This window comes from Bacillus sp. JH7, assembly GCF_001563515.1.
GTDB classification, from domain to species: Bacteria; Bacillota; Bacilli; order Bacillales; family Bacillaceae_G; genus Bacillus_A; species Bacillus_A cereus.
The window spans coordinates 378,016-402,752 of record NZ_LPUS01000001.1; the positions used below are offsets into that span (position 1 = coordinate 378,016).

The window sequence follows — 24,737 nt, forward strand, 5'->3', positions numbered from 1 at the left end:
GATCGGATGAGTTTTTTAAATAACAGTATTATTTATCATATTGCAATTATTTTATATGCTTGTAGCATTAGTTTATATTTTATAGATTATTTCCAAAGTAACCGAAAGGCGAACCGATTTGCTTTTTGGTTACTTGCGATTGTATGGGTCCTGCAGTCTATTTTTATGTTGCTTAGGGCTACAGATTCAGAAACGAATCCAATTTTAACTTTATTATCAGGGATTTATTTTTATGTTTGGTTATTGATTACGATGTCGTTAGTCATTAATCGATTTATGAGAATCGACTTTTTAGTCTTTTTTACAAATGTTGTTGCATTTGGCGTAAGCGCTTTTTCTATTTTTACACCGCTCGGAAAGATGTCGCCAGTACTTGCGGAACAATTAGTTTCAGAACTTGTATACGTGCATGTCGGTATGGCAATTATTTCTTACGCAACGTTTACTGTATCGTTTATTTTTTCTATTATGTACTTATTACAATATCGCCTATTAAAAAAGAAAAAATGGAATGCGAGATTAAGAAGGTTAGGGAATTTACCGAAGCTAGAATCTATGTCTTACGGATTAAATTTATTTTCTGTTCCATTTTTCTTACTAGCAATTTTATTAGGATGTATATGGGGATATACAAAATTGGATAATTTCCATTGGTATGATACGAAAGTAATCGGATCTTTTGTCGTTCTATTTGTGTATTGCACAGGTTTATATTTACGAGCGGCAGATGTGTTGCAAGGTAAGAAAATTGTACAGTGGAATATCGGATCGTTTCTCGTAATGCTAGTAAACATTTTTCTATTAAGCAGTTTATCCAATTTCCACTTTTGGTATTTATAATGAGGAGAGAGAATTATGCGCAAAATTATTGTAGGATCACGAAAGAGTAAACTAGCATTAACGCAAACAAACTGGTTTATTGATCAGTTAAAAGCCCTAGGTCTACCATATGAATTTGAAGTGAAAGAAATTGTCACAAAAGGTGATGTTATTTTAGATGTTACTCTTTCAAAAGTAGGCGGCAAAGGCTTGTTTGTAAAAGAGATTGAACACGCGCTACTTACGAAAGAAATCGATATGGCTGTACATAGTATGAAAGATATGCCAGCCGTACTTCCAGAAGGTTTAATGATTGGTTGTACACCAAAGCGTGTTGACCCTCGTGATGCTTTTATCTCAAAAAATGGAGCATCGTTTAAAGAGTTAGCGGAAGGTGCTATTTTAGGTACGAGTAGTTTAAGACGTAGTGCACAGCTACTCGCTGCGAGACCAGATTTACAAGTTAAGTGGATTCGCGGGAATATCGATACACGTTTACGTAAATTAAAAGAAGAAGATTACGATGCGATTATTTTAGCGACAGCTGGATTACAAAGAATGGGCTGGGATGATGAAGTTATTACAGAACATTTAGATGAAACGTTATGTGTACCTGCTGTAGGACAAGGTGCATTAGCGATTGAGTGTCGTGAGGATGATAAGGATTTATTGCAATTGTTAGCGCATATTAATGATACGATAACAGAAAGAACAGTGGCAGCGGAGCGAGTATTTCTTCATAAACTTGAAGGTGGATGCCAAGTTCCAATTGCTGGATATGCAACCCTTACAGAGAACGATGCAATCGAATTAACAGCTCTTGTTGGCTCTATGGATGGCTCTGTTTTATTAAAAGAGACAGTAGTGGGTACTAATCCTGAGGAAGTAGGATTAGAGGCCGCGGACCGTTTAATTAAGCAAGGCGCCCAAGAACTCATTCTTGCTGCAAATAAGGAGCAACAATAAATATGAACGCTCTCGCTGGAAAAACGGTATTGATTACACGTGCCCAGCATCAAGCGAAACAAATGAGTGTAGCAGTGAAAGAAAAGAGCGGAATTCCATTGGAAATTCCGCTTTTGCGTATGGAAGGTATGTCTCATAGGCAAATTCAACATATTGAAGAGCAGCTACATTCATACGACTGGGTTATTTTTACGAGCAGAAATGGTGTAGCTTTTTTTCTAGATAGTTTAAAAAAGAAACTACCACTAACCATTAAAATCGCTGCGGTAGGTGTGAAAACAAAATTAGAGTTAGAAAAAAGGGGCTATCAAGTTCATTTTGTTCCGACTTCATTTGTTGCAGAAGCATTTGCAGAAGAGTTTCTAAAAGAATTAAGTGGAAATGAACGTATTTTATTTCCGAAAGGGAATTTAGCAAGAGAGGTAATTCCGGTTGCACTTCGGGAAATTGGTGTTTCTCTAGATGAGCTAACCGTATACGGTACGAAAGTGAATATAGAAAAAAAGCAAGAGCTTATAGCGGCATTGAAGTTAGGGAAAGTAGACATTATTACATTTACGAGCCCTTCAACTGTTACTAGTTTTGTTCGTTTACTTGAGGGTACAAACTGGAGAGAATGGACAAAAAAATGTACAATTGCTTGTATAGGACCTATTACGGAAAAAGAGGCAAGTCTTTATTTTCCGTCTGTTATTGTGCCGAAAGAGTACACTGTAGAAGCATTACTACAATGTGTTTGTGAATCTATAAAATGAAAGAATGGGGATAGAAATCTATGAACTCTTTACAATTTAATCGTCATCGTCGTTTAAGACAAAGCGGGGGCATGCGTGCGCTTGTGCGTGAAACGTTTTTACATACGGAAGATTTTATTTACCCTATTTTTGTATTAGAAGGTGAAAATGTTCGTAATGAAGTTCCTTCTATGCCAGGCGTATATCAAATGTCTTTAGATTTATTGCAAGCTGAAATGCAAGAAGTTGTTGATTTAGGTATTCGTTCTGTTATTGTATTTGGTTTACCTGCTGAAAAGGATGAAGTTGGATCATCAGCATATTGTGATCATGGAATTGTACAACGTGCTATTCAGCAAATTAAAGGTGATTTCCCTGAGCTAGTAGTAGTTGCAGACACATGTTTATGTCAATTTACAAGCCATGGTCATTGCGGTGTAATTGAAGATGGTATTATTTTAAATGACGAGTCTCTTGCAGTTCTTGCGAAAACAGCTGTAAGTCAAGCGAAAGCAGGAGCGGACATTATTGCGCCATCAAACATGATGGACGGCTTTGTAACAGCAATTCGCCATGCATTAGACGAAAATGGTTTTGGACACGTGCCAGTTATGTCGTACGCTGTGAAATATTCATCAGCATTTTATGGACCATTCCGTGATGCTGCGCACGGTGCACCGCAATTTGGTGACCGTAAAACATATCAAATGGATCCGGCAAACCGTATGGAAGCATTCCGTGAAGCAGAATCAGATGTAATGGAAGGTGCAGATTTCTTAATCGTAAAACCAGCTCTTTCTTACTTAGATATCGTTCGTGATGTGAAAAATAACTTTAATTTACCAGTTGTCGCTTATAATGTAAGTGGTGAATATTCGATGATTAAAGCGGCAGCGCAAAATGGTTGGATTAATGAAAAAGAAGTTGTTCTTGAAAAATTAATTAGTATGAAACGTGCAGGAGCAGATTTAATTATTACGTATCATGCAAAAGATGCAGCAAGATGGTTACAAGAAGGAGGCGCTAAATAATGAAAAAGTTTGATAAGTCAATTGCAGCGTTTGAAGAGGCGCAAGACTTAATGCCTGGTGGCGTAAATAGCCCGGTTCGTGCCTTTAAGTCTGTTGGGATGAATCCGTTGTTTATGGAGCGTGGAAAAGGCTCTAAAGTATATGATATCGATGGGAATGAATACATCGACTACGTATTATCATGGGGTCCTTTAATTCATGGTCATGCAAATGATCGTGTTGTAGAAGCGTTAAAATCTGTTGCTGAAAGAGGTACAAGCTTCGGTGCACCAACAGAAATTGAAAATAAATTAGCAAAACTTGTTATTGAGCGCGTGCCATCAATTGAGATTGTGCGTATGGTTAACTCTGGAACGGAAGCGACAATGAGTGCACTACGTTTAGCTCGTGGTTATACAGGTCGTAATAAAATCTTGAAATTTATCGGTTGTTACCACGGTCATGGTGATTCGTTATTAATTAAAGCTGGTTCTGGTGTGGCGACTTTAGGTTTACCAGATAGTCCTGGTGTACCAGAAGGTGTAGCGAAAAATACGATTACAGTAGCTTATAACGATTTAGAAAGCGTAAAATACGCGTTTGAACAATTCGGTGATGATATTGCTTGTGTAATTGTAGAACCAGTAGCAGGAAATATGGGGGTTGTTCCTCCGCAGCCTGGATTTTTAGAAGGTCTTCGTGAAGTAACAGAACAAAACGGTGCATTGCTTATTTTTGATGAAGTAATGACAGGGTTCCGAGTAGCTTATAATTGTGGCCAAGGTTATTATGGCGTAACGCCTGATTTAACATGCTTAGGTAAAGTAATCGGTGGTGGTTTACCGGTAGGAGCATACGGTGGTAAAGCGGAAATTATGCGCCAAGTTGCGCCAAGCGGACCGATTTACCAAGCTGGTACTTTATCAGGTAACCCACTTGCAATGGCGGCAGGTTATGAAACGTTAGTACAGTTAACGCCAGAATCATATGTAGAATTTGAGCGTAAAGCTGAAATGTTAGAAGCTGGATTACGTAAAGCAGCTGAAAAACATGGCATTCCGCACCATATTAACCGTGCAGGCTCTATGATTGGTATTTTCTTTACAGATGAACCCGTTATTAATTACGATGCAGCAAAATCTTCAAACTTAGAATTCTTTGCGGCTTACTATCGTGAAATGGTAGAACAAGGTGTATTCTTACCGCCATCTCAATTCGAAGGTTTATTCTTATCGACAGCACATAGTGATGCAGATATTGAAGCGACGATTGCAGCAGCTGAAATTGCAATGTCAAAATTAAAAGCGTAATGTATTAGAGAAAATCGCTCTCCATAAGGGGAGCGATTTTTTTTATTCATAAAGTAAGCTTTCTGCACATAAATCTGTAATGACATATAGTTTGGGAGGGGGAAAAGAAGTGGCTGCAGATCATTCATTACGATTTTCATTAAAAGAATCTGTGTGGTTCCAAAAAGGACAGGAAGTCGAAGAACTTTTGTCAATTTCGTTAGATCCAGACGTTGAGATAGAAGAGCTTGATCATGAAGTAATCGTGAGAGGACAATTAGATTTAACGGGAGAGTATGTTGCACGAAAAGATGATTCGGCGTATTCATTAAGAGAACTATCGCCAGCAAAGTCAATTGATTATGTAGAAACAAGAGAAGATGGGGTTAATGAACTTGTACATTCCTTTCCACTTGAAATATCAATTCCGAGAAATCGAGTGAAAGTAATTGAAGAGCTATATGTATCAATCGAGGAATTTGATTATGAATTAAAGGAAAATGGTTGCTTACAATTATTAGCGGATATATCTATTACCGGTTTGTGTGATGAAGAGAGAAGCGAGGATGAAGTTGAAGAGGAAGAAACGGTGTATGCTGAGTTAGAAGAAGATTCAGCGCAAGAGGATGAAAATAGACCGGTGCCGCATGTAGAAGAACCGGCATATAAGGAGTCAGATGAGTGGGAAGATTACGCATTTGAACCGTTCCAATTAGAGGAAAGAAAAGAGCAGGAATTAGAAGAAGAGAAAATAGAAGAACATGAATTTGTGGAACGTGAAGAGGGGCAAGAAACAACGCCGCAATTTGAACTGTTCGGACGAAAAGATTTCAAGAAAGAAAAAGCGAAAAAGCAGGAAGAACAAGAAGAAGAGTACTCACAGCGAGATGAAAATGCGCTTTATTTAACAAAACTATTTACGAAAGAACCGGAAGAAGAATTTACAAAGTTAAGAATGTATTTCGTGCAAGAAGGAGATACAATTGAATCTATTGCAGACCGTTATGAAACGTCTGTACAGAATTTATACCGTGTTAATCAAACAGAAGATATATTTTTAAATACGGGGCAAATTATTTATATTCCCGTTTCAAGGGTAAAGACGAAATAAGGAAGTGAGTGTTTTCACTCACTTCCTTTCTTAGAGGCTATGTTTTGAATAGAAAGGGTTATTCGTATGGATATTGAGTTGCGAAATCACTATGAACCTATCGTGAGGCAATATAGATTGGATACGCAGCATATGGAAGAGCACGGAAATGTAATGAAAATTTATACGAATCAAGGTCCATATGCACTCAAGAAAATAGAAGGCAGAAAGTTAGAGCGGAATAACTTTCTGCATCATATTCAATATTTGAAGGAGAAAGGTTTTTCAAATTATGTACCTATATATCATGCGACGGATGGAAGTTATATTTTAAGTGACGGGACGTATAATTATTATTTAATGCCTTGGTTAGAACGTGCAGAAGGAAACGGTGAGGACAATGATCAATACCATAAAATGTTTCAGACACTTGGAACGTTGCATCAAAAAACTGTGAAGGAAGAAACGTATACGGAAGAAGATTTAGAAAAACATTATACAAGTATATCCGATCGTTGGGAAAATGATGGTGAGATGTTAGAAGAGTTTCTCGTAGAATCTGAATCAAAATGGTATATGTCCCCGTTTGAATTGCAATATTGTACGTACTATCATCATGTAATGAGAGCGCGTGAATTTGCAACGAAGCAATTAAATGAGTGGAACGATGCGATGAAAGAAAAAGAGAAAACGCGTATTACTTTTGTGCATGGTAATGTGTCACTTAATCATTTTTTATTTGACTATGAGCGGAATGGCTATTTTATTAGTTTAGAAAAATCGAAGTTTGCAACGCCTGTGCAAGATATAGTAGGTTTTTATTCACGGTCTTTAAACACATATCCAATCGCAAGAAGTGATCGGTTTGAATGGTTTCAAATGTATCAAAAAAATTTCCCTTTTACGAAAGAAGAGCAACTACTTATGTTTGCGTATATGACGTATCCATCGCAATTTATTCGGCAAATCCAGTCCTATAAGAAAAGAAGAGATAATCGCAACGAGGAAAATGAACTGCGCGGAGTAAAGAGTTTGCAACAATCGCATTGGCTCGTTAGCAATATAGAATATTTCCTGTCACAATTACAAGCTGCCCAGCAAGGGAACGGATAAAGTAAAGGCATTCCCCGCTGATGATTAGCCTTCACCAATTGGGCGTTTACGGGCACCAGGGCTCCCATCTAACTTCTTTGATTCAGCTGAGTTTTGAGGTGGAGGTCTTACTGCCCGCAAATAGCGGGGGAAAGAAGATAAGTAGAGGATTCTACTTATCTTCTTTTTTTTGCACGAAAAGCTGTAGTTTTAAATTTATCTTGACGAATAAGGTTTCGTTTTTTACACTATTGTATATAATAATTAACAATCATATAAATGCCTTGAAGGGGAAGAGTATAACATGAAACGTCTTCAGAGAGGAGAATCATTAGCTGGGAGATTCTCTAGATAGTTATGTTAGAAGGTAGCCCTGGAGCATCTTTTCTGAACGGAATAGTTCTTATTAGGAAAAGACGGATTTGTCCGTTATCAAATTAAGAGTATAAGCAAATTATGAATTTGTTTGTAAATAAAGGTGGTACCGCGATGTCCCTCGTCCTTTTTGGATGAGGGACATTTTTTATTTTAAGGAGGGAAAATAATGTCAAACACGGAAAAGAATTTACCAACTAAATATGATCATATGTCCGTTGAAGAAGGCCTTTATCAATGGTGGCTTGAAGGCAAATATTTTGAAGCAACAGGAGACGAGAAGAAACAGCCATATACAATTGTAATTCCACCTCCGAACGTAACTGGTAAGTTACACTTAGGTCATGCTTGGGATACAACTCTTCAAGATATTTTAACTCGTACGAAGCGTATGCAAGGATACGATGTGCTATGGCTTCCAGGAATGGACCATGCTGGTATCGCAACACAAGCGAAAGTAGAAGGAAAACTTCGTGAAGAAGGTATTTCACGTTACGATCTTGGCCGTGAAAAATTCCTTGAAAAAGCTTGGGAGTGGAAAGAAGAATACGCTTCTCACATTCGTCAACAATGGGGAAAAGTTGGTTTAGGACTAGACTATTCTCGTGAACGCTTCACATTAGACAAAGGTTTATCAGATGCGGTTAATAAAGTATTCGTTCAATTATACGAAAAAGGCTTAATTTACCGTGGTGAATATATCATCAACTGGGATCCAGCAACACGCACAGCTCTTTCTGATATTGAAGTAATTCATAAAGAAGTTCAAGGTGCATTCTACCATATGAACTATCCGTTAACAGATGGTTCTGGTCACATTCGTCTTGCGACAACTCGTCCAGAAACGATGCTTGGTGATACAGCAGTAGCAGTTCATCCCGAAGACGATCGTTACAAACATTTAATCGGAAAAACAGTTACACTTCCAATCGTAGGCCGTGAGATTCCGATTATTGCTGATGAGTACGTAGAAAAAGATTTCGGAACGGGCGTTGTAAAAATTACACCAGCTCATGACCCGAATGACTTTGAAGTAGGTAACCGTCATGACTTACCACGCATTTTAGTAATGAACGAAGATGGAACAATGAACGAAAAAGCTGGTAAGTATAACGGTATGGATCGTTTCGAATGCCGTAAAGAATTAGTGAAAGACTTACAAGAAGCTGGCGTATTAGTAGAAATCGAGCCACATATGCATTCAGTAGGTCATAGTGAGCGTAGCGGTGCAGTTGTTGAGCCTTATTTATCAACACAATGGTTCGTAAAAATGGCTCCACTTGCTGAAAAAGCAGTAGCGCTTCAACAAAAAGAAGAAGAAAAAGTAACGTTCGTACCAGAGCGTTTTGAAAACACATATTTACGCTGGATGGAAAATATTCATGATTGGTGTATTTCTCGTCAATTATGGTGGGGACACCGTATTCCAGCTTGGTACCATAAAGAAACTGGTGAAGTATACGTAGGTACAGAAGCACCAGCAGATATTGAAAACTGGAATCAAGATAATGACGTACTTGATACATGGTTCAGTTCAGCGTTATGGCCATTTTCAACACTTGGTTGGCCAAATGAAGATTCAGCAGACTTCAAACGTTACTATTCAACAGATGCACTAGTAACGGGTTATGATATCATCTTCTTCTGGGTATCTCGTATGATTTTCCAAGGTTTAGAGTTTACAGGAGAGCGTCCATTTAAAGATGTATTAATTCACGGTTTAGTTCGTGATGAGCAAGGTCGTAAAATGAGTAAATCTCTTGGTAACGGTATTGATCCAATGGATGTTATCGAGAAGTACGGTGCAGATGCAATGCGTTTCTTCTTATCAACAGGAAGTGCACCAGGTCAAGATTTACGTTTCAGCATGGAAAAAGTAGAATCTACTTGGAACTTCATTAATAAAATTTGGAACGCATCACGTTTCGTATTAATGAACATGGATGATATGAAGTATGAAGAAATCGATTTAACTGGTGAAAAATCAGTAGCAGATAAGTGGATCTTAACTCGCTTAAACGAAACAATCGAAAGCGTAACACGTAACATGGATAAATATGAGTTCGGTGAAGCTGGTCGTTCATTATACAACTTCATTTGGGACGATTTCTGTGATTGGTATATTGAAATGGCGAAACTTCCACTATACGGTGAAGATGAAGCAGCTAAGAAAACAACTCGTTCTATTTTAGCTTACGTATTAGATCAAACAATGCGTCTATTACACCCATTCATGCCATTCGTAACAGAGAAAATTTGGCAACATTTACCGCATGAAGGCGAGTCTATTACAGTAGCTGCGTGGCCAACAGTTCGCGAAGATTTACAAGATACGGAAGCTGCGGCAGAAATGCACCTTCTAGTTGATATCATTCGCTCTGTTCGTAACATCCGTGCAGAAGTAAATACGCCAATGAGCAAAAAAGTTCAAATGCAAATTAAAGCAAAAGATGAGGCTGTACTTGCTCAACTTACGAAAAACAGCTCTTACATTGAGCGTTTCTGTAACCCAAGCGAATTAACAATTCAAACGGACTTACAAGCGCCAGAAAAAGCAATGACTGCAATCGTATCAGGTGCAGAGTTATTCTTACCGTTAGCTGATCTTATCAATCTTGATGAAGAGAGAGCTCGTCTTGAGAAAGAACTTGAGAAGTTCGATAAAGAAGTAGAACGTGTACAGAAGAAACTTTCTAACCAAGGTTTCGTAGCGAAAGCTCCTGCAGCGGTTATTGAAGGAGAGCGTGCGAAAGAGCAAGATTACCTAGAAAAACGCGAAGCAGTTCGTCAACGTCTAGCAGATCTTGAAAAGTAAAAATGTTTTTAGAGACTCACTATATTGGTGAGTCTCTTTTCTTTGCGTATAATAGAACTATGAAAGTTGTCTTTTGAAAGGGGAAAAACATACGTGATACATACATACGAAGAAGCGATAGGGTGGATCCATAGCCGATTGAAATTTGGAATTAAGCCAGGATTAGAAAGAATGAGATGGATGTTAGAAGAACTTGGAAATCCAGAGCGTCATATAAAATGTGTTCATCTTGCTGGTACAAATGGAAAAGGTTCAACGTTAACATATATGCGTTACATGTTAGAAGGCGCGAAATATAAGGTAGGAACGTTTACCTCTCCTTACATCGAATCATTTAATGAACGCATTAGTGTGAATGGAACACCAATTGCAGACGAAGAGATTACTGAACTTGTAAAGATGGTAAAACCAGTCGTGGAAAAACTAGATGAAACGGATTTAGGGGAAGCGACAGAGTTTGAAATTATTACTGTTATGGCGATTTGCTATTTCGGTAAAGTCAATTTCTGTGATGTTGTTTTATTTGAAACAGGGCTTGGTGGACGTTTTGACTCTACCAATGTCATACACCCTGTTCTCACGATTATTACGAATATCGGTCACGATCATATGCATATTTTAGGAAATACACTAGGGGAAATTGCATATGAAAAGGCAGGGATTATTAAGTCTGGCGTGCCGGTAATTACTGGTGTACAAGATGAAGAAGCTTTGCAAGTCATTCAAAATGTTGCAAAGGAAAATCATGCAAACTTATACGAACTTAGCAAGCATTTTACAGCGTTACATAAACAGTCTAATGAAGATGGGGAACAGTTTGATTTTACTTGTCCTTTTTCCGCATTTGAAGATTTGCAAATCTCAATGAAAGGCATTCATCAAGTAGGAAATGCAGCGTTAGCACTTATGGCAGTAATGTATGTAAAAACATATTTATCATTTTTAATTGAGGAAGAGGAAATAAGAACGGGATTACTGGAAGCATATTGGATTGGGCGCTTTGAAAAGCTACAAAGTAACCCGGATATTATTATAGATGGTGCTCATAATCCAGAAGGTATCGAAAGCCTTGTGAAAACAGTAGAAGCGCATTACAAAGATAAAAATGTAATAGTGTTATTTACTGCCCTTGGTGATAAACAATTACATAACATGGTAGGCCAATTAGAAACCATTGCAGATGAAATTATTTTTACAACATTCGCCTTTGATCGTGCTATTTCTGCTGACAAGCTTGCATCATATTCACAGAAAGAATCAAAATTAGTTTTTGAAAATTGGAAAGAGGCAATTGATACAAAAGTTGAAAAGATAGCAGAAAATGATGTTTTTATCATAACAGGTTCTCTTTATTTCATTTCTGAAGTACGAAAATATATTCGCGAGAAAAACTAGATAGTCTTTGCTATCTAGTTTTTTTGTTCTACAAATGAAGTCAAATGCATACATATAAGATAAATATATAGGGTTATTTGGCGAATTCCTCTGACAAATATCTCGTTTTTTTATGAAATGAATATGATATGATGCGGACAACGATAAGAGGTGAGGTGTGAGTGTATGGACAAGCAATCACGAACGATCTCAGTGAAAGTGAATGGAACAGAAGCGAAGTATGAGGAAAAAAAGAAAGATGAATTTGAATGGATGGTAGTAGAAAGTGAACGACCGAAAAATGTTGTTCCGTTTCAAAAAGCGAAATCAATGTCTGTGGAAAAATACCGAAAGAAGTGGAGTAATACATTAATTGTAATCGTTGCAACTGCAATCATTATCGGTACAGCTTTTGGAATGGGGATGCTTCATTTACTTACTGGACAAGGAACGACAGGAGGAAGTGAAGTGACAGCTTCAAGGCCGACTGGAAATGGAGAATCAAAGGTGGGTGGAACGGCAGAACAAACACCAGCACCGAAAGAAGAAAAACAAAAAGCACAGGCAGGAACGTCATTGGATCCGATGAAATTATTTTTTGTTCAAGGGGGGCTTTATTCTTCTGAAGAAAAGGGACAGGCAGCTCTTGAAGAATGGAAAGGCAATGGGGGCATTGGTGCTTTGAGACCGAGCGGTGATAAGTATGCAATAGTTGTTGGTATTGCTAGCGATGAACAGTCTATAAATCAATTAATGACTAAGTATAAAAATGATGGTGTCTCCGTTTTAAAAAAGAGCTGGGATATAACAGATAAAGCATTGCTGAAAGATGATAAAGAAGTAGGGACATTTTTAACAAAAGTGCAGCCATTATACACTCATTTAGCAAAATATGCTTCTAGCGTACAAGTTGGTGGAAAAAGCAGCCAAAAAGATATAGAAGCAATTGAAAAAGAATGGAAAAAGGTTGAAAAAGAAGGGGAAAGTATGAAACGAGAAGAAGCAAAGAAACTGTATATGTATACGTCGGTAGCTGTACAAACAGTAAAAGATGGGAAGGTGGATAAGGAATCTTTGGCGAAATTAAATCAAGTTATTATTGATGGTTTACTCTCGTATGAAAAAATTGTTTCGTAGAAAGTGAAATGATAGGATAATAAAATGAGTAAGAAAGAAGTACATGTACTTCTTTCTTTTCTTTTGAATTTAGAGCAAAGTGCTTTCTCTATGACGGGAATATAATCGTATGCAATAAAGAAGTTTTATTTTAGTTAGAGAAATTAATATTTCTTTCATTTGTGGGCAAACTATTCCTTTGATACGATTAATATAAATTGTTCTGCTTCATGTGAGAAAGGAAGGAGAAAATATGAGAAAAATAATTTTAGCTTCAGGATCACCTCGGAGGAAGGAATTACTTGAGTTAGCTAGTGTGCCATTTGAAATCGTTGTAAGTGAAGTAGAGGAAACAATTGGTGCATATTCATCGCCTTCTGATATTGTAATGTCGCTTGCCTTGCAAAAAGCATCAGCGGTGGCAGAAAATAATAGTGATCACATTGTGTTAGGTGCAGATACAATTGTTACATATGAGTCGCGTATTCTTGGTAAGCCTTCTAATGAGGATGAGGCGAAAGAGATGTTACAATTACTATCAGGGAAAACACATGAAGTGTATACAGGTGTTGCGATTATAGCAAAAGAAAAAACGGTTACTTTTTATGAGCGTACAGAAGTTACATTTTGGGAGTTAACAGAAGAGGAAATTGATACATACGTCGCGTCGAAAGAACCTCTTGATAAAGCCGGTAGTTATGGGATTCAAGGTAAAGGATCTATTTTCGTTCAAAATATTCAAGGGGACTACTATAGTGTAGTTGGCTTACCGATCGCACGCCTCGTTCGGGAATTAAAACAATTTGATATTGATGTAACCCATGCGTAAAATTGCATGGGGTTTTCTTTGAGAGAACAAATAAAGGGGTGGAGAGATGAACGGTATTCGTGATGTTGTAAGAGAAGAACAGCCACGGGAGCGTTTATTGTTAGAAGGTGCTGGAAGTTTATCCAATCGAGAGCTTCTCGCAGTGTTACTCAGAACAGGTTCTAAAGAAGAAACAGTTTTAAAGTTGTCAGATAAAATTTTACACCAATTTGATGGCTTACGTATGTTGAAAGATGCAACATTAGAAGAGCTAATTAGTATACATGGTATTGGGATTTCAAAGGCATCGCAACTTATGGCAGCCTTTGAACTAGGCAGAAGAATGGTACGTTTAGAATATCAAAATAGATATAGTATTCGAAGTCCAGAAGATTGTGCGAAATACATGATGGAAGAAATGCGTTTTTTACAACAAGAGCATTTTGTTTGTTTATATTTAAATACAAAAAATCAAGTTATACATAGGCAAACGATCTTTATTGGAAGTTTAAACACGTCAATTGTACACCCGAGGGAAGTTTTTAAAGAAGCCTTCCGTCGTGCAGCAGCCTCTATCATATGTCTTCATAACCATCCCTCAGGAGATCCCACGCCGAGCCGTGAAGATATTGAAGTAACAAAACGCTTAGTAGAATGCGGCCAGATTATCGGAATTGAAGTGCTTGATCATATTATAATAGGTGACCATAAATTCGTGAGTTTAAAGGAAAAAGGTCATATTTAAGACTATGCTTTTTACTTATTTTGTTTTATAATGTGATTTATGAGTTTTTTGTAGAAATTTATCTACAAAAAGGATAAAGATATAAAAAACGTACTGTTTTTATAATATAAATTAAGAAAAAATGAGTCCGTGAAAACAAGAAAGGAAGATAAATAATATGTTTGGATTTGGTGGATTTACTCGCGATCTTGGAATAGACTTAGGAACTGCGAACACGCTTGTATATGTAAAAGGAAAAGGTGTAGTTTTACGTGAACCTTCAGTAGTGGCGTTACAAACTGATACGAAACAAATCGTTGCTGTAGGTAGCGACGCAAAACAAATGATTGGTCGTACACCAGGGAACGTTGTGGCACTTCGCCCGATGAAAGACGGTGTAATTGCTGATTACGAAACAACCGCAACAATGATGAAATATTACATTCAACAAGCTCAAAAATCAAACGGTTTCTTCTCACGTAAGCCGTATGTAATGGTATGTGTACCATCTGGTATTACAGCTGTAGAAAGACGTGCAGTAATCGATGCGACTCGTCAAGCGGGTGCTCGTGATGCTTATCCTATCGAAGAGCCATTTGCAGCAGCAATTGGTGCAAACTTACCTGTTTGGGAACCAACTGGTAGTATGGTTGTTGATATCGGTGGTGGTACAACAGAAGTTGCAATTATTTCTCTAGGTGGTATTGTAACAAGCCAGTCAGTCCGTGTTGCTGGTGATGATATGGACGATTCAATCATTCAGTACATTAAGAAAAGCTATAACTTAATGATCGGTGAAAGAACAGCTGAAGCATTAAAATTAGAAATTGGTTCTGCAGGCGAGCCCGAAGGTATCGAGCCTATGGAAATTCGCGGTCGTGATTTAGTAAGTGGTTTACCAAAAACAGTACTAATTCAGCCAGAAGAAATTGCAGATGCATTAAAAGATACAGTAGATGCGATTGTAGAATCAGTTAAAAATACGTTAGAAAAAACTCCACCTGAATTAGCGGCTGATATTATGGACCGCGGTATCGTATTAACAGGTGGCGGGGCATTACTACGTAATTTAGATAAAGTAATTAGTGAAGAAACGAAAATGCCAGTTCTTGTTGCAGAAGATCCATTAGATTGCGTAGCAATTGGAACAGGTAAAGCGTTAGACAATATCGATCTTTTCAAAACTGCTGCTCGATAATATTGCAAAATAAAAATCAGTGAAATTAAGAGGGTGTGAACGTGCCACAGTTTTTCTTAAACAAAAGATTAATTGTTTTGTTGGTTAGTATTATTCTTCTCGTGGCATTGATTGGAATCTCATTGAAAGAACGGAACAGTTTAACATGGCCAGAGCAGTTTGTTAAAGATACTGTCGGTGTTGTAGAACGTGTATTCCAAAAGCCAGCGAAATACGTAGCTGGATTCTTCGAAAATGTAGAGGATGTAAAGCGCACGTATGAAGAGAATAAAGAATTAAAAGCAAAATTAGATAATTATGCAGGTCTATCAGGGAAAGTAAAACAATTAGAAGATGATAACAAGAAGCTACAAGAGCTAACTGGTAAAAAAGAGTTAAATAGCGGGTATACTGAAATTCCAGCTACTGTTGTTTCTCGTAATCCAGATAAATGGTACGATTTAATTGGAATTGATAAAGGGGCACAGCAAGGAATTAAAAAAGATATGGCTGTAGTAACTTCACAAGGGTTAGTTGGAAGAGTGAAAAGTGTATCTCAGTTTACATCATCAGTAGAATTACTAAGTTCTATGAGCCGAACAAATCGCGTTTCTGCCATTGTACAAGGGCAAGAGAAAATCTTTGGATTGATTGAAGGTTATGACAAAGAAAAGCAATTACTTCTTTTCACAAAGATTGGCTCTGATGCACCGGTAGAGAAAGATCAACTAGTTGTAACATCTGGACTGGGTGATATTTTCCCGAAAGGTCTTGTAATTGGAAAAATCGTTGAAGTTCAGCCGGATGCATATGGCTTAACAAAAACAGCTTATGTAAAACCTGCCGCTGATTTAAATGACGTAGAGCATATTACGGTTGCTAAACGTGCAACACCTTCAGCGCCATTAGAATAGGAGGAGAAGAAGAGATGATGAAGATATTAAAAAGAGCAGCTCTTCCTCTTTTGCTCCTTTTTGTGTTTCTATTTGAAAATATGTTTGCTACTGTTGTTCCAACGGATGTGTTTTGGAAAGACAGCATAGCAGCACCGCATTTCTTTATAATCGTATTATGTTTTATTACAGTGTATTATAGTCCGGTCCAAGGGATTTATTACGGACTATTATTTGGCTTCTTATTTGATACCGTATACACAGAACTTGTCGGGATATATATTTTTGCTTATCCGATTTTAGCTTATTTAGTATATAGTGTGATGAAAGTACTACAATTGAATTTATTTATTGTTGTTTCTATCATATTAGCTAGTGTTGTAGCACTAGAGTATTATGTGTATGGATTCTTAACTTTATTAGGACGTACTCATATGCCAGCGTATGTCTTTTTCACAGATCGTCTCCTTTCTACTTTATTGTTAAATGCTATTTTCTTATTGATAGTTTGTTTCCCACTGAGACGATATATAGTGCGTCTTTCAAAAGCGATGGAAGAAAAAGAAAAAAGGATTTTCTAATTTTATGTCGAATTGAATCGGTGGGGTGAACTTTAGTGGAAGAAAAAAAGCAACAAAATGTAACGATAAAAGGGACAAAAGATGGGATAACGCTTCATTTAGATGATTGTTGTTCATTCTCAGAATTATTGGTGGAATTAGACGAAAAACTTTCTACACATTACTACGATGGTGATGGACGCTCTCTAATTGAAGTGCATGTGAAAGTAGGAAATCGTTATTTAACAGAAGTCCAACAAGAAGAGATTCGTACGTTAATTCGTAATAAAAAGAATCTTGTTGTGGATTCAATTGAAAGTGATGTTATCACTAAAGCAGAAGCAATAGCTTGGAAAGAAGAAACAGAAATTGTCCCTATTTCCAAAATTGTTCGCTCTGGACAAGTTTTACATGTAAAAGGAAATTTGTTGTTAATTGGAGATGTTAATCCAGGCGGAACGGTTATCGCTGGGGGGAATATTTTTGTCGTAGGATCATTAAGAGGAATTGCACATGCTGGGTATTATGGGGATTCGGATGCTGTAATCGCTGCATCTGTTATGAACCCGATGCAACTTCGAATTAGTGATGTGGCAATGCGGGCTCCGGAAGAGAAAGAAGACGGAGCGGAGGCGGCAGAATGTGCGTATATTAATGAGAACAATCACATTGTTGTCGATCGCCTGCAACTTCTCACTCATCTTAGACCTAATTTAACAAAGTTAGAAAGGGGAATTGTATAGCTGTGGGAGAGGCAATAGTAATTACATCTGGAAAAGGCGGAGTAGGTAAAACTACTACATCTGCGAACATTGGTACGGCCCTAGCGTTATCTGGAAAGAAAGTGTGCTTAATTGACACAGATATCGGTCTTCGAAATTTAGACGTAGTAATGGGGCTGGAAAATCGTATTGTATTTGATCTTGTTGATGTCGTTGAAGGGCGTTGCCGTTTACCTCAGGCTCTTATTAAAGACAAACGTTTTGATGATCTTTATTTATTACCTGCAGCACAAACGAGTGATAAATCAGCGGTAACACCTGAACAAATGGATGAATTAATACAAGTATTACGTCAAGATTATGATTACATATTAATCGATTGTCCTGCGGGGATTGAGCAGGGATTTAAAAATGCGGTAGCTGGTGCGGATAAAGCAATCGTTGTTACGACTCCAGAAGTATCCTCAATGCGCGATGCGGATCGTATTATTGGGCTTTTAGAAAAAGAGGATATTGAACCACCGAAACTTGTTATTAACCGTGTACGTAGTCATATGCTTCATGAACAGGATATGTTAGATGTTGATGAAATTGTACGTACATTGTCAATCGAGCTTCTTGGTGTTGTCGAAGATGACGATGAAGTTATTCGAGCTACAAATACAGGTGAACCTGTGGCGTTGCAACCAAGCGGAAAAGCAGCGTTGGCTTATCGTAATATTGCAAGACGCTTGTTAGGTGAGAATGTACCATTACAAGCATTTGAACAAGAAAAGGTATCGGTATTTGCAAAGGTGAAAAACTTCTTTGGAATCCGTTAAGAGCACTTCGCACATATGCGAGGTGCTTTCTTTTTTCTTCACACGAATATCTTTCTTTCTTAGCTCATACATATGTACAAACTGTATACAACTGTTTCTAATGAAATTAGCTTAACGAAAGAAAGGAGACAGTATGAAGAATAGACGCGTAGAAGAAATTAAAAAGCGGATTGCAAAAAGGAAGGCCGAGCAAGAAAGGATGGAGGAAGAGCAGTATTTTAACGGAGGGAATTTTGATAGTGAAGCGGTATTTATTGAAGATGGAGAAAAGGAAATGCATCCTTTATTTCGAAAGGAAGTCTTTTTCTTCAAAGTTTTATTATCAGCAATATTAGTTCTTTCGGTTGCTATTTTATATAAGAATGCTCCTTCTTCATTCAATGGAGCTAAAGCTGTTACAGAAAAAGTGATGAAAGAGGAATTTCAGTTTGCTACTGTAGCGAAATGGTACGAAAAGCAATTTGGAAAACCACTCGTATTCTATTCGCCGAACGAGAAAAAAGAAGGAAGTATTCAGCAAAAAGATTATGCAATTCCTGCTTCTGGAAAGGTAATGCAAGGGTTTCAAAAAAATGGCCAAGGTGTATTTGTCCAAACAGCTACAAATGCAAAAGTGGAGTCAGTAAATGAAGGGTTAGTTGTTTTTGCAGGCAAGAAAGAGGAACTTGGAAATACAGTTCAAATTCAACATGCAGATGGTACGGAGTCATGGTATGCAAACTTAAACGATATGTCAGTGAAATTATATGATTACGTTTCAAAGAAACAAAAAATTGGAACGGTGAGTAATGATACAAATGATAAAAATGGAAAGTTTTATTTCGCGATAAAAAAGAATGAAAAATTTATTGATCCGATCCAGGTGATATCATTTGATTAAATATAGGGACGTTTTAACGAAAATTTCCGTGCATCCATTATTTTGGGTTATTATTGTCATTGGTATTTTTACTGCGCGTTTTAAAGAGTTACTACTGTTATTTTGTATTGTTCTTATTCATGAACTTGGGCATGCTTTTGCAGCAGCACACTATAATTGGCGTATAAAAAGAATTCAGCTTTTGCCGTTTGGTGGCGTTGCCGAGCTTGAGGAACATGGTAATAAGTCATTGAAAGAGGAACTTGTTGTCGTAATTGCAGGACCGATTCAACATGTTTGGATGATGCTGGTAGGTTACATGTTGTTCGAAGCCGGTTGGCTGAATACAGATTTATATTATTTCTTTATGTGGAATAATATAATTATTTTAGCATTTAATTTACTCCCTATTTGGCCGTTAGATGGCGGGAAAGTATTGTTTAATGTATTATCATATCGTTTCCCTTATTTACAAGCACATGAAAAGATGATGCAATTGTCATGTGTTTTTTTTGGTGTAATATTAGGATGGCAGTTACTCTGGAATAGTAACAATATTATGATGTGGGTACTACTCATATTTTTAGCAGTGTCATTATATCAAGAGTGGAAACAAAGACGGTATGCATTTATGCGTTTTTTATTAGAACGTTATTATGGAAACAAAAGAGGAATCGAAAAGATTGCACCTATTGAAGTGCAAACGGAAGATCGTTTATATACGATCTTCACAAAATTTCGTAGAGGATATAAGCATTCTATTATCGTCCGTGGAAAATATAAAGAGCATTACACATTGGATGAAAATGAATTGCTCTATGCATATTTTACTGAAAAACGAACAACTTCATCAGTTGAAGAATTAATCGGTTAGTGTTGACGATAGCACTAACCTTTTATTATTGTAAAAGCAAAGAAGATTATAAAGTGAGGAAATAATTTTGAAAACGTTATATGTGAATTACGCTGGTTCGGAAAAGCGGGTTGCAATTGAAGAGAAGAAAAAAATTGTTGAGTTTTTATGGAAACGTAATGAAGAGCAAGAGATTGTTGGGCATATTTATGTTGGACGTGTCGTAAGAACAATTGCTGGAATGAATGCAGCTTTTGTAAACATCGGTTTAGAAAAACATGCTTACCTTTCATACGATGATGTACCATCTTCTTATCGTATACATGAAGGGCAAGCGATACTCGTACAAGTTGTAAAAGAGGCAATTGATACGAAAGGGCCTAAATTGACAGCGAATATAGAATTTACCGGGAAATATGTCGTTTATATGCCGTTTGATGAGATGCGCGCTGTTTCTCGAAAAATAAAAAATAATAAAAGAAGACAACAGTTACTCCAAATTGAAATAGAGGGAATGGGGGGATACATTTTCCGTTCTGCTTCTGAAAAAGGAGCAATTGAAGAAATACAAGCTGAAATGCAAGAGTTACAACAGTTGTATGAAGAGTTAAAAAGAAAAGAGGGCCAAGGAAAGGCGCCGTTATTACTTCATCGACCGGCGACCTTTTTAGATCGTGTATTTCAAGAGAATCCAATTGAAACCATTGAAAAAGTAGTTGTAGATACAAGAAGTATAGTAAAAGAATTAGAAGACAAAGTTGGAAAAGAAAAAGTATCTTTTTATAATGAAAAGTCTTCGATGTTTAACCATTTTGGAATAGAGCGTGAAATTGAGAAAGCACTTCAAAAAATTGTGTGGCTTCCAAATGGTGCTTATTTAATTGTAGAACAAATGGAGACGATGACTGTAATTGATGTGAATACGGGCAAGTTTACGGGAAAACAAAATTTACAAGATACAGTACTTCGCACAAATGAGATGGCAGCTGAAGAAATTGCACGCCAATTAAGACTTCGTGATATTGGTGGTATGATATTAATTGATTTTATTAATATGAAAAAAAGAGAAGATAAAGAAAAGGTAAGAGAATGTCTTATAGCTGCTATGCAAGATGACCGCACATATACAAGGGTGCTCGGCTTTACGGAGCTAGGGATTTTGGAAATGACACGTAAACGTAAAAAGCATTCTTTACGGGACGTATTATTAAAAGAGTGTGTACCTTGCAAAGCGACGGGTTATGTGATGTCGCATGAAACAATTGCGTATGAGTTAGAGAGAGAACTAATCACATATGGCAATATAGAAGATGAAGCGGTATTAATCGCTGCGCCTAAAGAACTGCAAAAACAGTTTTTGCAAAAAGAATTACAAAAAAATATTCCATTTGAAATTTATTTCAAAGATGATAATATCGAAAAGTATGCTATCGTTCGTTTTGGAAGTAAAAAAGAAATTGTAGAGCGGAAAAAATAGTTAGCAGAACATTTATTGACAACCGTCTATGATTCATGATAACATCTTTATGTTATAGTTTATAGCACCTAAACGGCTATATGCTACAACCGCACAAGACAGGTTCCCTAAAGGCATTTATGTCTACCTCGTTTTTGGCGAGTCTTAGTAATTAAGAGGAGGTGCAAGTATGTACGCAATTATCGAAACAGGTGGAAAACAAATTAAAGTTGAAGCTGGTCAAGCAATCTACATTGAAAAATTAGATGTTGAAGCTGGTGAAACTGTTACTTTTGACAAAGTTCTTTTCGTTGGTGGCGAAAACGTTAAAGTTGGTAGCCCAGTTGTAGAAGGTGCAACAGTTACTGCGAAAGTTGAAAAACAAGGTCGCGCTAAGAAAATTATCGTTTTCAAATACAAAGCGAAAAAGAACAATCGTAAGAAACAAGGTCATCGTCAACCTTACACTAAGCTAGTTGTTGAAGCTATCAACGCTTAATTCTGGTTAACATGATTAAAATTACGATAAGTCGCACGAAATTAGGAAGTATCCAATCATTTAAAATGACTGGACATGCCGATTATGCGCCACATGGACAAGACCTTGTCTGTGCTGGAACTACAGCGGTTGTGTTTGGTTCTATAAATGCAGTGGAAGAACTTTGTAATGTGCAAGCAACTATTGAACTCGGAAGTGATGGCGGATTCTTAACGTATGAATTGCCTAATGATTTAGACGTTCATACAGCAGAAAAAGCACAAACGCTTTTAGAAGGATTAGTTGTTTCGCTTAAGACGATCGAACTTGATTACGGAAAGTATATCCGTTTAATAGAAAAAGTGCAGGAGGTGTAACGTATGTTAAGATTAGATCTTCAGTTTTTCGCATCTAAGAAAGGTGTAGGTAGTACAAAGAACGGTCGTGACTCTCAGTCAAAACGTCTTGGTGCTAAACGCGCAGATGGTCAAACGGTTACAGGTGGTTCAATTCTTTACCGTCAACGCGGTACAAAAATTTATCCAGGTGTTAACGTTGGTCGTGGTGGCGATGACACTTTATACGCGAAAGTTGACGGCGTAGTACGCTTTGAGCGTCTTGGTCGTGACCGCAAACAAGTGAGCGTATATCCTGTTGCTCAAGAAGCATAAGAACTCACGGAAAACTCTAACCTGAGTGCAGGTTAGAGTTTTTCTATATTAAGGGGTATCTAAATGAATGAAAAATGGACAATTATAGATGCATTGCGCCATTCAAGACATGATTGGCTCAATCGTATGCAGATGGTGAAAGGAAACCTTTCCCTTGGAAAAGTGGAAGAAATTCATAGTCTCATCGATCGTTTTGTCCAAGAAGCGAGACAAGAATCCAATCTGATGGGGCTATCAATGCCTTTATTTTCAGAGTGGATTTTAACATATAATTGGAAACAGCAGCCGTGCTTATTGGAGTACGAAGTATTAGGGAAATTACATAACTTATCTCACTTAGATGAGACTGTATGTACATGGACGAATCAATTTTTCTCGATGCTTCAGCATAGTTTAGACGTATATGTTGAAAATTATGTTTGTATCACAATTGAATGTGACGCGGATAATGCTCGTTTCTTTTTTGATTTTCGTGGTAAGCTAACGAGTGTAGAAGAACTACAGAATTGGCTTGCGATCCAAAACAATAAATGGTATTCCATTTCTTATACAGTGCGAGACGAAGAAGTCTCAGTTATATTACAACCAATTGAAAAAAGTGTGGTGAAATAATGTTTGTAGATCAGGTCAAGATATATGTAAAAGGCGGCGACGGTGGTAATGGTATGGTTGCGTATCGTCGTGAGAAGTATGTACCAAAAGGTGGCCCAGCAGGTGGCGACGGTGGTAAAGGTGCAGATGTTGTTTTCGTAGTTGAGGAAGGCTTACGTACATTAATGGACTTCCGCTACCAACGTCATTTCAAAGCTGATCGCGGTCAGCACGGAATGAGTAAAGGTCAGCACGGACGTAAGTCTGAAGATTTACTTGTAAAGGTTCCGCCAGGAACAGTAGTAAAAGATGAAAAAACTGGTCAAATTCTTGCCGATTTAGTAACGCATGGGCAAACTGCTGTAATTGCAAAAGGTGGCCGCGGTGGCCGTGGTAACTCACGTTTTGCAACAGCTACGAACCCAGCGCCAGAAATCGCTGAGAACGGGGAACCAGGTCAAGAGCGTGATGTTATTCTAGAACTTAAAGTACTAGCAGACGTTGGACTTGTTGGATTCCCAAGTGTAGGTAAATCTACATTATTATCTGTTGTATCATCAGCGCGTCCGAAAATTGCAGAGTATCATTTCACAACAATCGTTCCAAATCTTGGTGTTGTTGAAACGGGTGATAACCGCAGCTTCGTTATGGCTGACCTTCCAGGACTAATTGAAGGCGCACATGCTGGCGTCGGACTTGGACACCAATTCTTACGTCATATTGAGCGTACACGTGTAATCGTGCATGTTATTGATATGTCTGGTTTAGAAGGCCGTGATCCATATGAAGATTACGTAACGATTAATAATGAATTAAAAGAATACAATCTTCGCTTAACTGAGCGTCCACAAGTTGTTGTTGCAAACAAAATGGATATGCCAGATGCAGAAGAAAACTTACAAGCATTTAAAGAGAAAGTGGGAGACGAAGTAAAAATCTTCCCAATCTCAGCTGTAACAAGACAAGGTGTTCGTGACTTACTGTTTGAAGTAGCGAACTTAATAGAAACAACACCAGAATTCCCAATACATGAAGTTGCGGATGAGTCTGATACAAGTGTAATGTACAAATTTGATACTGAAGGTGTTAAATTTGAAATTACACGTGAAAGTGATGGCACGTTTGTTATCTCTGGTTACGATATTGAGAAGACATTCAAAATGACAGACTTCTCACGTGATGAATCTATACGTCGTTTCGCTCGTCAAATGCGCGGAATGGGTATTGATGAAGCGCTTCGTGCACGTGGTGCGAAAGACGGAGATATTGTAAAAATTCTTGAATATGAATTTGAATTTATCGATTAAGACTGCCGAAATACGGCAGTCTTTTTTTATATCGTAAAAATCGGATTTATATAGGAAAAAATCCCCACTAATTAAATTTTCAATTTATAATAAAAAGGGGAGTGGTTTTAGAAGAATTTTTTTATGGGGAGAAAATG

Annotated in this window: 25 protein-coding genes and 2 other annotated features; all 25 genes read left to right on the forward strand. The window is 37.4% G+C overall.

The genetic code is table 11. The features are described 5' to 3' along the window. Positions 1-6: 6 nt before the first annotated feature. The 25 genes from ccsA (at position 7) to obgE (ending at position 24,600) form a co-directional block, all read left to right on the forward strand. Positions 7-840: a cytochrome c biogenesis protein CcsA gene (gene ccsA, locus AU379_RS02070; protein WP_000008991.1), complete on the forward strand. Its 834-nt coding sequence runs from the start codon at positions 7-9 to the stop codon at positions 838-840. Between the two features lie 15 nt (positions 841-855). After that, entirely contained in the window at positions 856-1,785 is a 930-nt protein-coding gene (hemC, locus tag AU379_RS02075; protein WP_001226402.1) for a hydroxymethylbilane synthase, read from the forward strand. 2 nt (positions 1,786-1,787) lie between these two features. Next, positions 1,788-2,540 (forward strand): uroporphyrinogen-III synthase, encoded by a 753-nt coding sequence (hemD, locus tag AU379_RS02080; protein ID WP_000992348.1) that lies wholly within the window; start codon positions 1,788-1,790, stop codon positions 2,538-2,540. A 20-nt stretch (positions 2,541-2,560) separates the two neighbouring features. After that, positions 2,561-3,550 carry a porphobilinogen synthase gene (hemB, locus tag AU379_RS02085; RefSeq protein ID WP_001087065.1) on the forward strand — a complete coding sequence of 330 codons (990 nt, stop codon included), beginning with the start codon at positions 2,561-2,563 and terminating at the stop codon, positions 3,548-3,550. Next, positions 3,550-4,839, forward strand: coding sequence for a glutamate-1-semialdehyde 2,1-aminomutase (hemL, locus tag AU379_RS02090; protein ID WP_000712943.1), 1,290 nt, complete (start codon positions 3,550-3,552; stop codon positions 4,837-4,839). The genes hemB and hemL overlap by 1 nt, the downstream gene beginning before the upstream one ends. Positions 4,840-4,918: 79 nt before the next feature. Continuing rightward, a complete protein-coding gene (gene spoVID, locus AU379_RS02095) occupies positions 4,919-5,929 on the forward strand; it encodes a stage VI sporulation protein D (RefSeq protein WP_114556467.1) in 1,011 nt (336 codons plus the stop codon). A gap of 66 nt (positions 5,930-5,995) precedes the next feature. Continuing rightward, complete coding sequence (gene ysxE, locus AU379_RS02100) at positions 5,996-7,021, forward strand: spore coat protein YsxE (protein ID WP_000350658.1); 1,026 nt, start codon at positions 5,996-5,998, stop codon at positions 7,019-7,021. A gap of 254 nt (positions 7,022-7,275) precedes the next feature. Further along, positions 7,276-7,507, forward strand: a binding site (T-box leader). A gap of 37 nt (positions 7,508-7,544) precedes the next feature. After that, positions 7,545-10,190: a valine--tRNA ligase gene (locus AU379_RS02105; RefSeq protein ID WP_000072250.1), complete on the forward strand. Its 2,646-nt coding sequence runs from the start codon at positions 7,545-7,547 to the stop codon at positions 10,188-10,190. 93 nt (positions 10,191-10,283) lie between these two features. Next, positions 10,284-11,585, forward strand: coding sequence for a bifunctional tetrahydrofolate synthase/dihydrofolate synthase (gene folC, locus AU379_RS02110; protein ID WP_000582067.1), 1,302 nt, complete (start codon positions 10,284-10,286; stop codon positions 11,583-11,585). 165 nt (positions 11,586-11,750) lie between these two features. Continuing rightward, the gene (locus AU379_RS02115; RefSeq protein ID WP_000361011.1) at positions 11,751-12,701 is read left to right on the forward strand and encodes a hypothetical protein; all 951 of its coding nucleotides are present in this window, start codon (positions 11,751-11,753) and stop codon (positions 12,699-12,701) included. A gap of 232 nt (positions 12,702-12,933) precedes the next feature. Then, a complete protein-coding gene (locus AU379_RS02120) occupies positions 12,934-13,509 on the forward strand; it encodes a Maf family protein (protein WP_001226291.1) in 576 nt (191 codons plus the stop codon). A 46-nt stretch (positions 13,510-13,555) separates the two neighbouring features. Next, on the forward strand, positions 13,556-14,233 hold the full coding sequence (gene radC, locus AU379_RS02125) for a DNA repair protein RadC (RefSeq protein ID WP_001013391.1): 678 nt from the start codon (positions 13,556-13,558) through the stop codon (positions 14,231-14,233). Between the two features lie 157 nt (positions 14,234-14,390). Next, positions 14,391-15,410: a cell shape-determining protein MreB gene (mreB, locus tag AU379_RS02130; RefSeq protein ID WP_000466736.1), complete on the forward strand. Its 1,020-nt coding sequence runs from the start codon at positions 14,391-14,393 to the stop codon at positions 15,408-15,410. Between the two features lie 41 nt (positions 15,411-15,451). Continuing rightward, positions 15,452-16,303: a rod shape-determining protein MreC gene (mreC, locus tag AU379_RS02135; protein WP_001135488.1), complete on the forward strand. Its 852-nt coding sequence runs from the start codon at positions 15,452-15,454 to the stop codon at positions 16,301-16,303. Positions 16,304-16,317: 14 nt separating this feature from the next. Next, entirely contained in the window at positions 16,318-16,863 is a 546-nt protein-coding gene (mreD, locus tag AU379_RS02140; protein WP_000975766.1) for a rod shape-determining protein MreD, read from the forward strand. Between the two features lie 35 nt (positions 16,864-16,898). Continuing rightward, positions 16,899-17,585, forward strand: a complete 687-nt coding sequence (minC, locus tag AU379_RS02145; RefSeq protein ID WP_000391525.1) for a septum site-determining protein MinC — start codon at positions 16,899-16,901, stop codon at positions 17,583-17,585. Positions 17,586-17,587: 2 nt separating this feature from the next. After that, the gene (gene minD / locus AU379_RS02150; RefSeq protein ID WP_000503309.1) at positions 17,588-18,385 is read left to right on the forward strand and encodes a septum site-determining protein MinD; all 798 of its coding nucleotides are present in this window, start codon (positions 17,588-17,590) and stop codon (positions 18,383-18,385) included. Positions 18,386-18,518: 133 nt separating this feature from the next. Next, positions 18,519-19,265, forward strand: coding sequence for a stage IV sporulation protein SpoIVFA (spoIVFA, locus tag AU379_RS02155; RefSeq protein ID WP_000797471.1), 747 nt, complete (start codon positions 18,519-18,521; stop codon positions 19,263-19,265). After that, entirely contained in the window at positions 19,258-20,118 is an 861-nt protein-coding gene (spoIVFB, locus tag AU379_RS02160; protein ID WP_000599054.1) for a stage IV sporulation intramembrane metalloprotease SpoIVFB, read from the forward strand. Before spoIVFA ends, spoIVFB begins: the two co-directional genes overlap by 8 nt. 67 nt (positions 20,119-20,185) lie before the next feature. Then, complete coding sequence (locus AU379_RS02165) at positions 20,186-21,574, forward strand: Rne/Rng family ribonuclease (RefSeq protein WP_044584879.1); 1,389 nt, start codon at positions 20,186-20,188, stop codon at positions 21,572-21,574. 77 nt (positions 21,575-21,651) lie between these two features. Further along, positions 21,652-21,729: a sequence feature (ribosomal protein L21 leader region), on the forward strand. 14 nt (positions 21,730-21,743) lie between these two features. After that, positions 21,744-22,052, forward strand: a complete 309-nt coding sequence (gene rplU / locus AU379_RS02170; RefSeq protein ID WP_000270907.1) for a 50S ribosomal protein L21 — start codon at positions 21,744-21,746, stop codon at positions 22,050-22,052. A gap of 11 nt (positions 22,053-22,063) precedes the next feature. Next, the gene (locus AU379_RS02175; RefSeq protein ID WP_002001054.1) at positions 22,064-22,408 is read left to right on the forward strand and encodes a ribosomal-processing cysteine protease Prp; all 345 of its coding nucleotides are present in this window, start codon (positions 22,064-22,066) and stop codon (positions 22,406-22,408) included. Positions 22,409-22,411: 3 nt separating this feature from the next. Then, the gene (gene rpmA / locus AU379_RS02180) at positions 22,412-22,702 is read left to right on the forward strand and encodes a 50S ribosomal protein L27 (protein ID WP_000944958.1); all 291 of its coding nucleotides are present in this window, start codon (positions 22,412-22,414) and stop codon (positions 22,700-22,702) included. Between the two features lie 63 nt (positions 22,703-22,765). Then, entirely contained in the window at positions 22,766-23,314 is a 549-nt protein-coding gene (locus AU379_RS02185; protein WP_001003583.1) for a sporulation initiation phosphotransferase B, read from the forward strand. Next, entirely contained in the window at positions 23,314-24,600 is a 1,287-nt protein-coding gene (gene obgE / locus AU379_RS02190; protein ID WP_000497127.1) for a GTPase ObgE, read from the forward strand. Before AU379_RS02185 ends, obgE begins: the two co-directional genes overlap by 1 nt. Positions 24,601-24,737 lie beyond the last annotated feature (137 nt).

Coding starts and splice junctions, on each gene's coding strand:
- ccsA (WP_000008991.1), top strand. CDS start 7: ATGAGTTTTTTAAATAACAGTATTATTTATCATATTGCAATTATTTTA.
- hemC (WP_001226402.1), top strand. CDS start 856: ATGCGCAAAATTATTGTAGGATCACGAAAGAGTAAACTAGCATTAACG.
- hemD (WP_000992348.1), top strand. CDS start 1,788: ATGAACGCTCTCGCTGGAAAAACGGTATTGATTACACGTGCCCAGCAT.
- hemB (WP_001087065.1), top strand. CDS start 2,561: ATGAACTCTTTACAATTTAATCGTCATCGTCGTTTAAGACAAAGCGGG.
- hemL (WP_000712943.1), top strand. CDS start 3,550: ATGAAAAAGTTTGATAAGTCAATTGCAGCGTTTGAAGAGGCGCAAGAC.
- spoVID (WP_114556467.1), top strand. CDS start 4,919: ATGACATATAGTTTGGGAGGGGGAAAAGAAGTGGCTGCAGATCATTCA.
- ysxE (WP_000350658.1), top strand. CDS start 5,996: ATGGATATTGAGTTGCGAAATCACTATGAACCTATCGTGAGGCAATAT.
- AU379_RS02105 (WP_000072250.1), top strand. CDS start 7,545: ATGTCAAACACGGAAAAGAATTTACCAACTAAATATGATCATATGTCC.
- AU379_RS02115 (WP_000361011.1), top strand. CDS start 11,751: ATGGACAAGCAATCACGAACGATCTCAGTGAAAGTGAATGGAACAGAA.
- AU379_RS02120 (WP_001226291.1), top strand. CDS start 12,934: ATGAGAAAAATAATTTTAGCTTCAGGATCACCTCGGAGGAAGGAATTA.
- radC (WP_001013391.1), top strand. CDS start 13,556: ATGAACGGTATTCGTGATGTTGTAAGAGAAGAACAGCCACGGGAGCGT.
- mreB (WP_000466736.1), top strand. CDS start 14,391: ATGTTTGGATTTGGTGGATTTACTCGCGATCTTGGAATAGACTTAGGA.
- mreD (WP_000975766.1), top strand. CDS start 16,318: ATGATGAAGATATTAAAAAGAGCAGCTCTTCCTCTTTTGCTCCTTTTT.
- spoIVFA (WP_000797471.1), top strand. CDS start 18,519: ATGAAGAATAGACGCGTAGAAGAAATTAAAAAGCGGATTGCAAAAAGG.
- rplU (WP_000270907.1), top strand. CDS start 21,744: ATGTACGCAATTATCGAAACAGGTGGAAAACAAATTAAAGTTGAAGCT.
- AU379_RS02175 (WP_002001054.1), top strand. CDS start 22,064: ATGATTAAAATTACGATAAGTCGCACGAAATTAGGAAGTATCCAATCA.
- rpmA (WP_000944958.1), top strand. CDS start 22,412: ATGTTAAGATTAGATCTTCAGTTTTTCGCATCTAAGAAAGGTGTAGGT.
- AU379_RS02185 (WP_001003583.1), top strand. CDS start 22,766: ATGAATGAAAAATGGACAATTATAGATGCATTGCGCCATTCAAGACAT.
- obgE (WP_000497127.1), top strand. CDS start 23,314: ATGTTTGTAGATCAGGTCAAGATATATGTAAAAGGCGGCGACGGTGGT.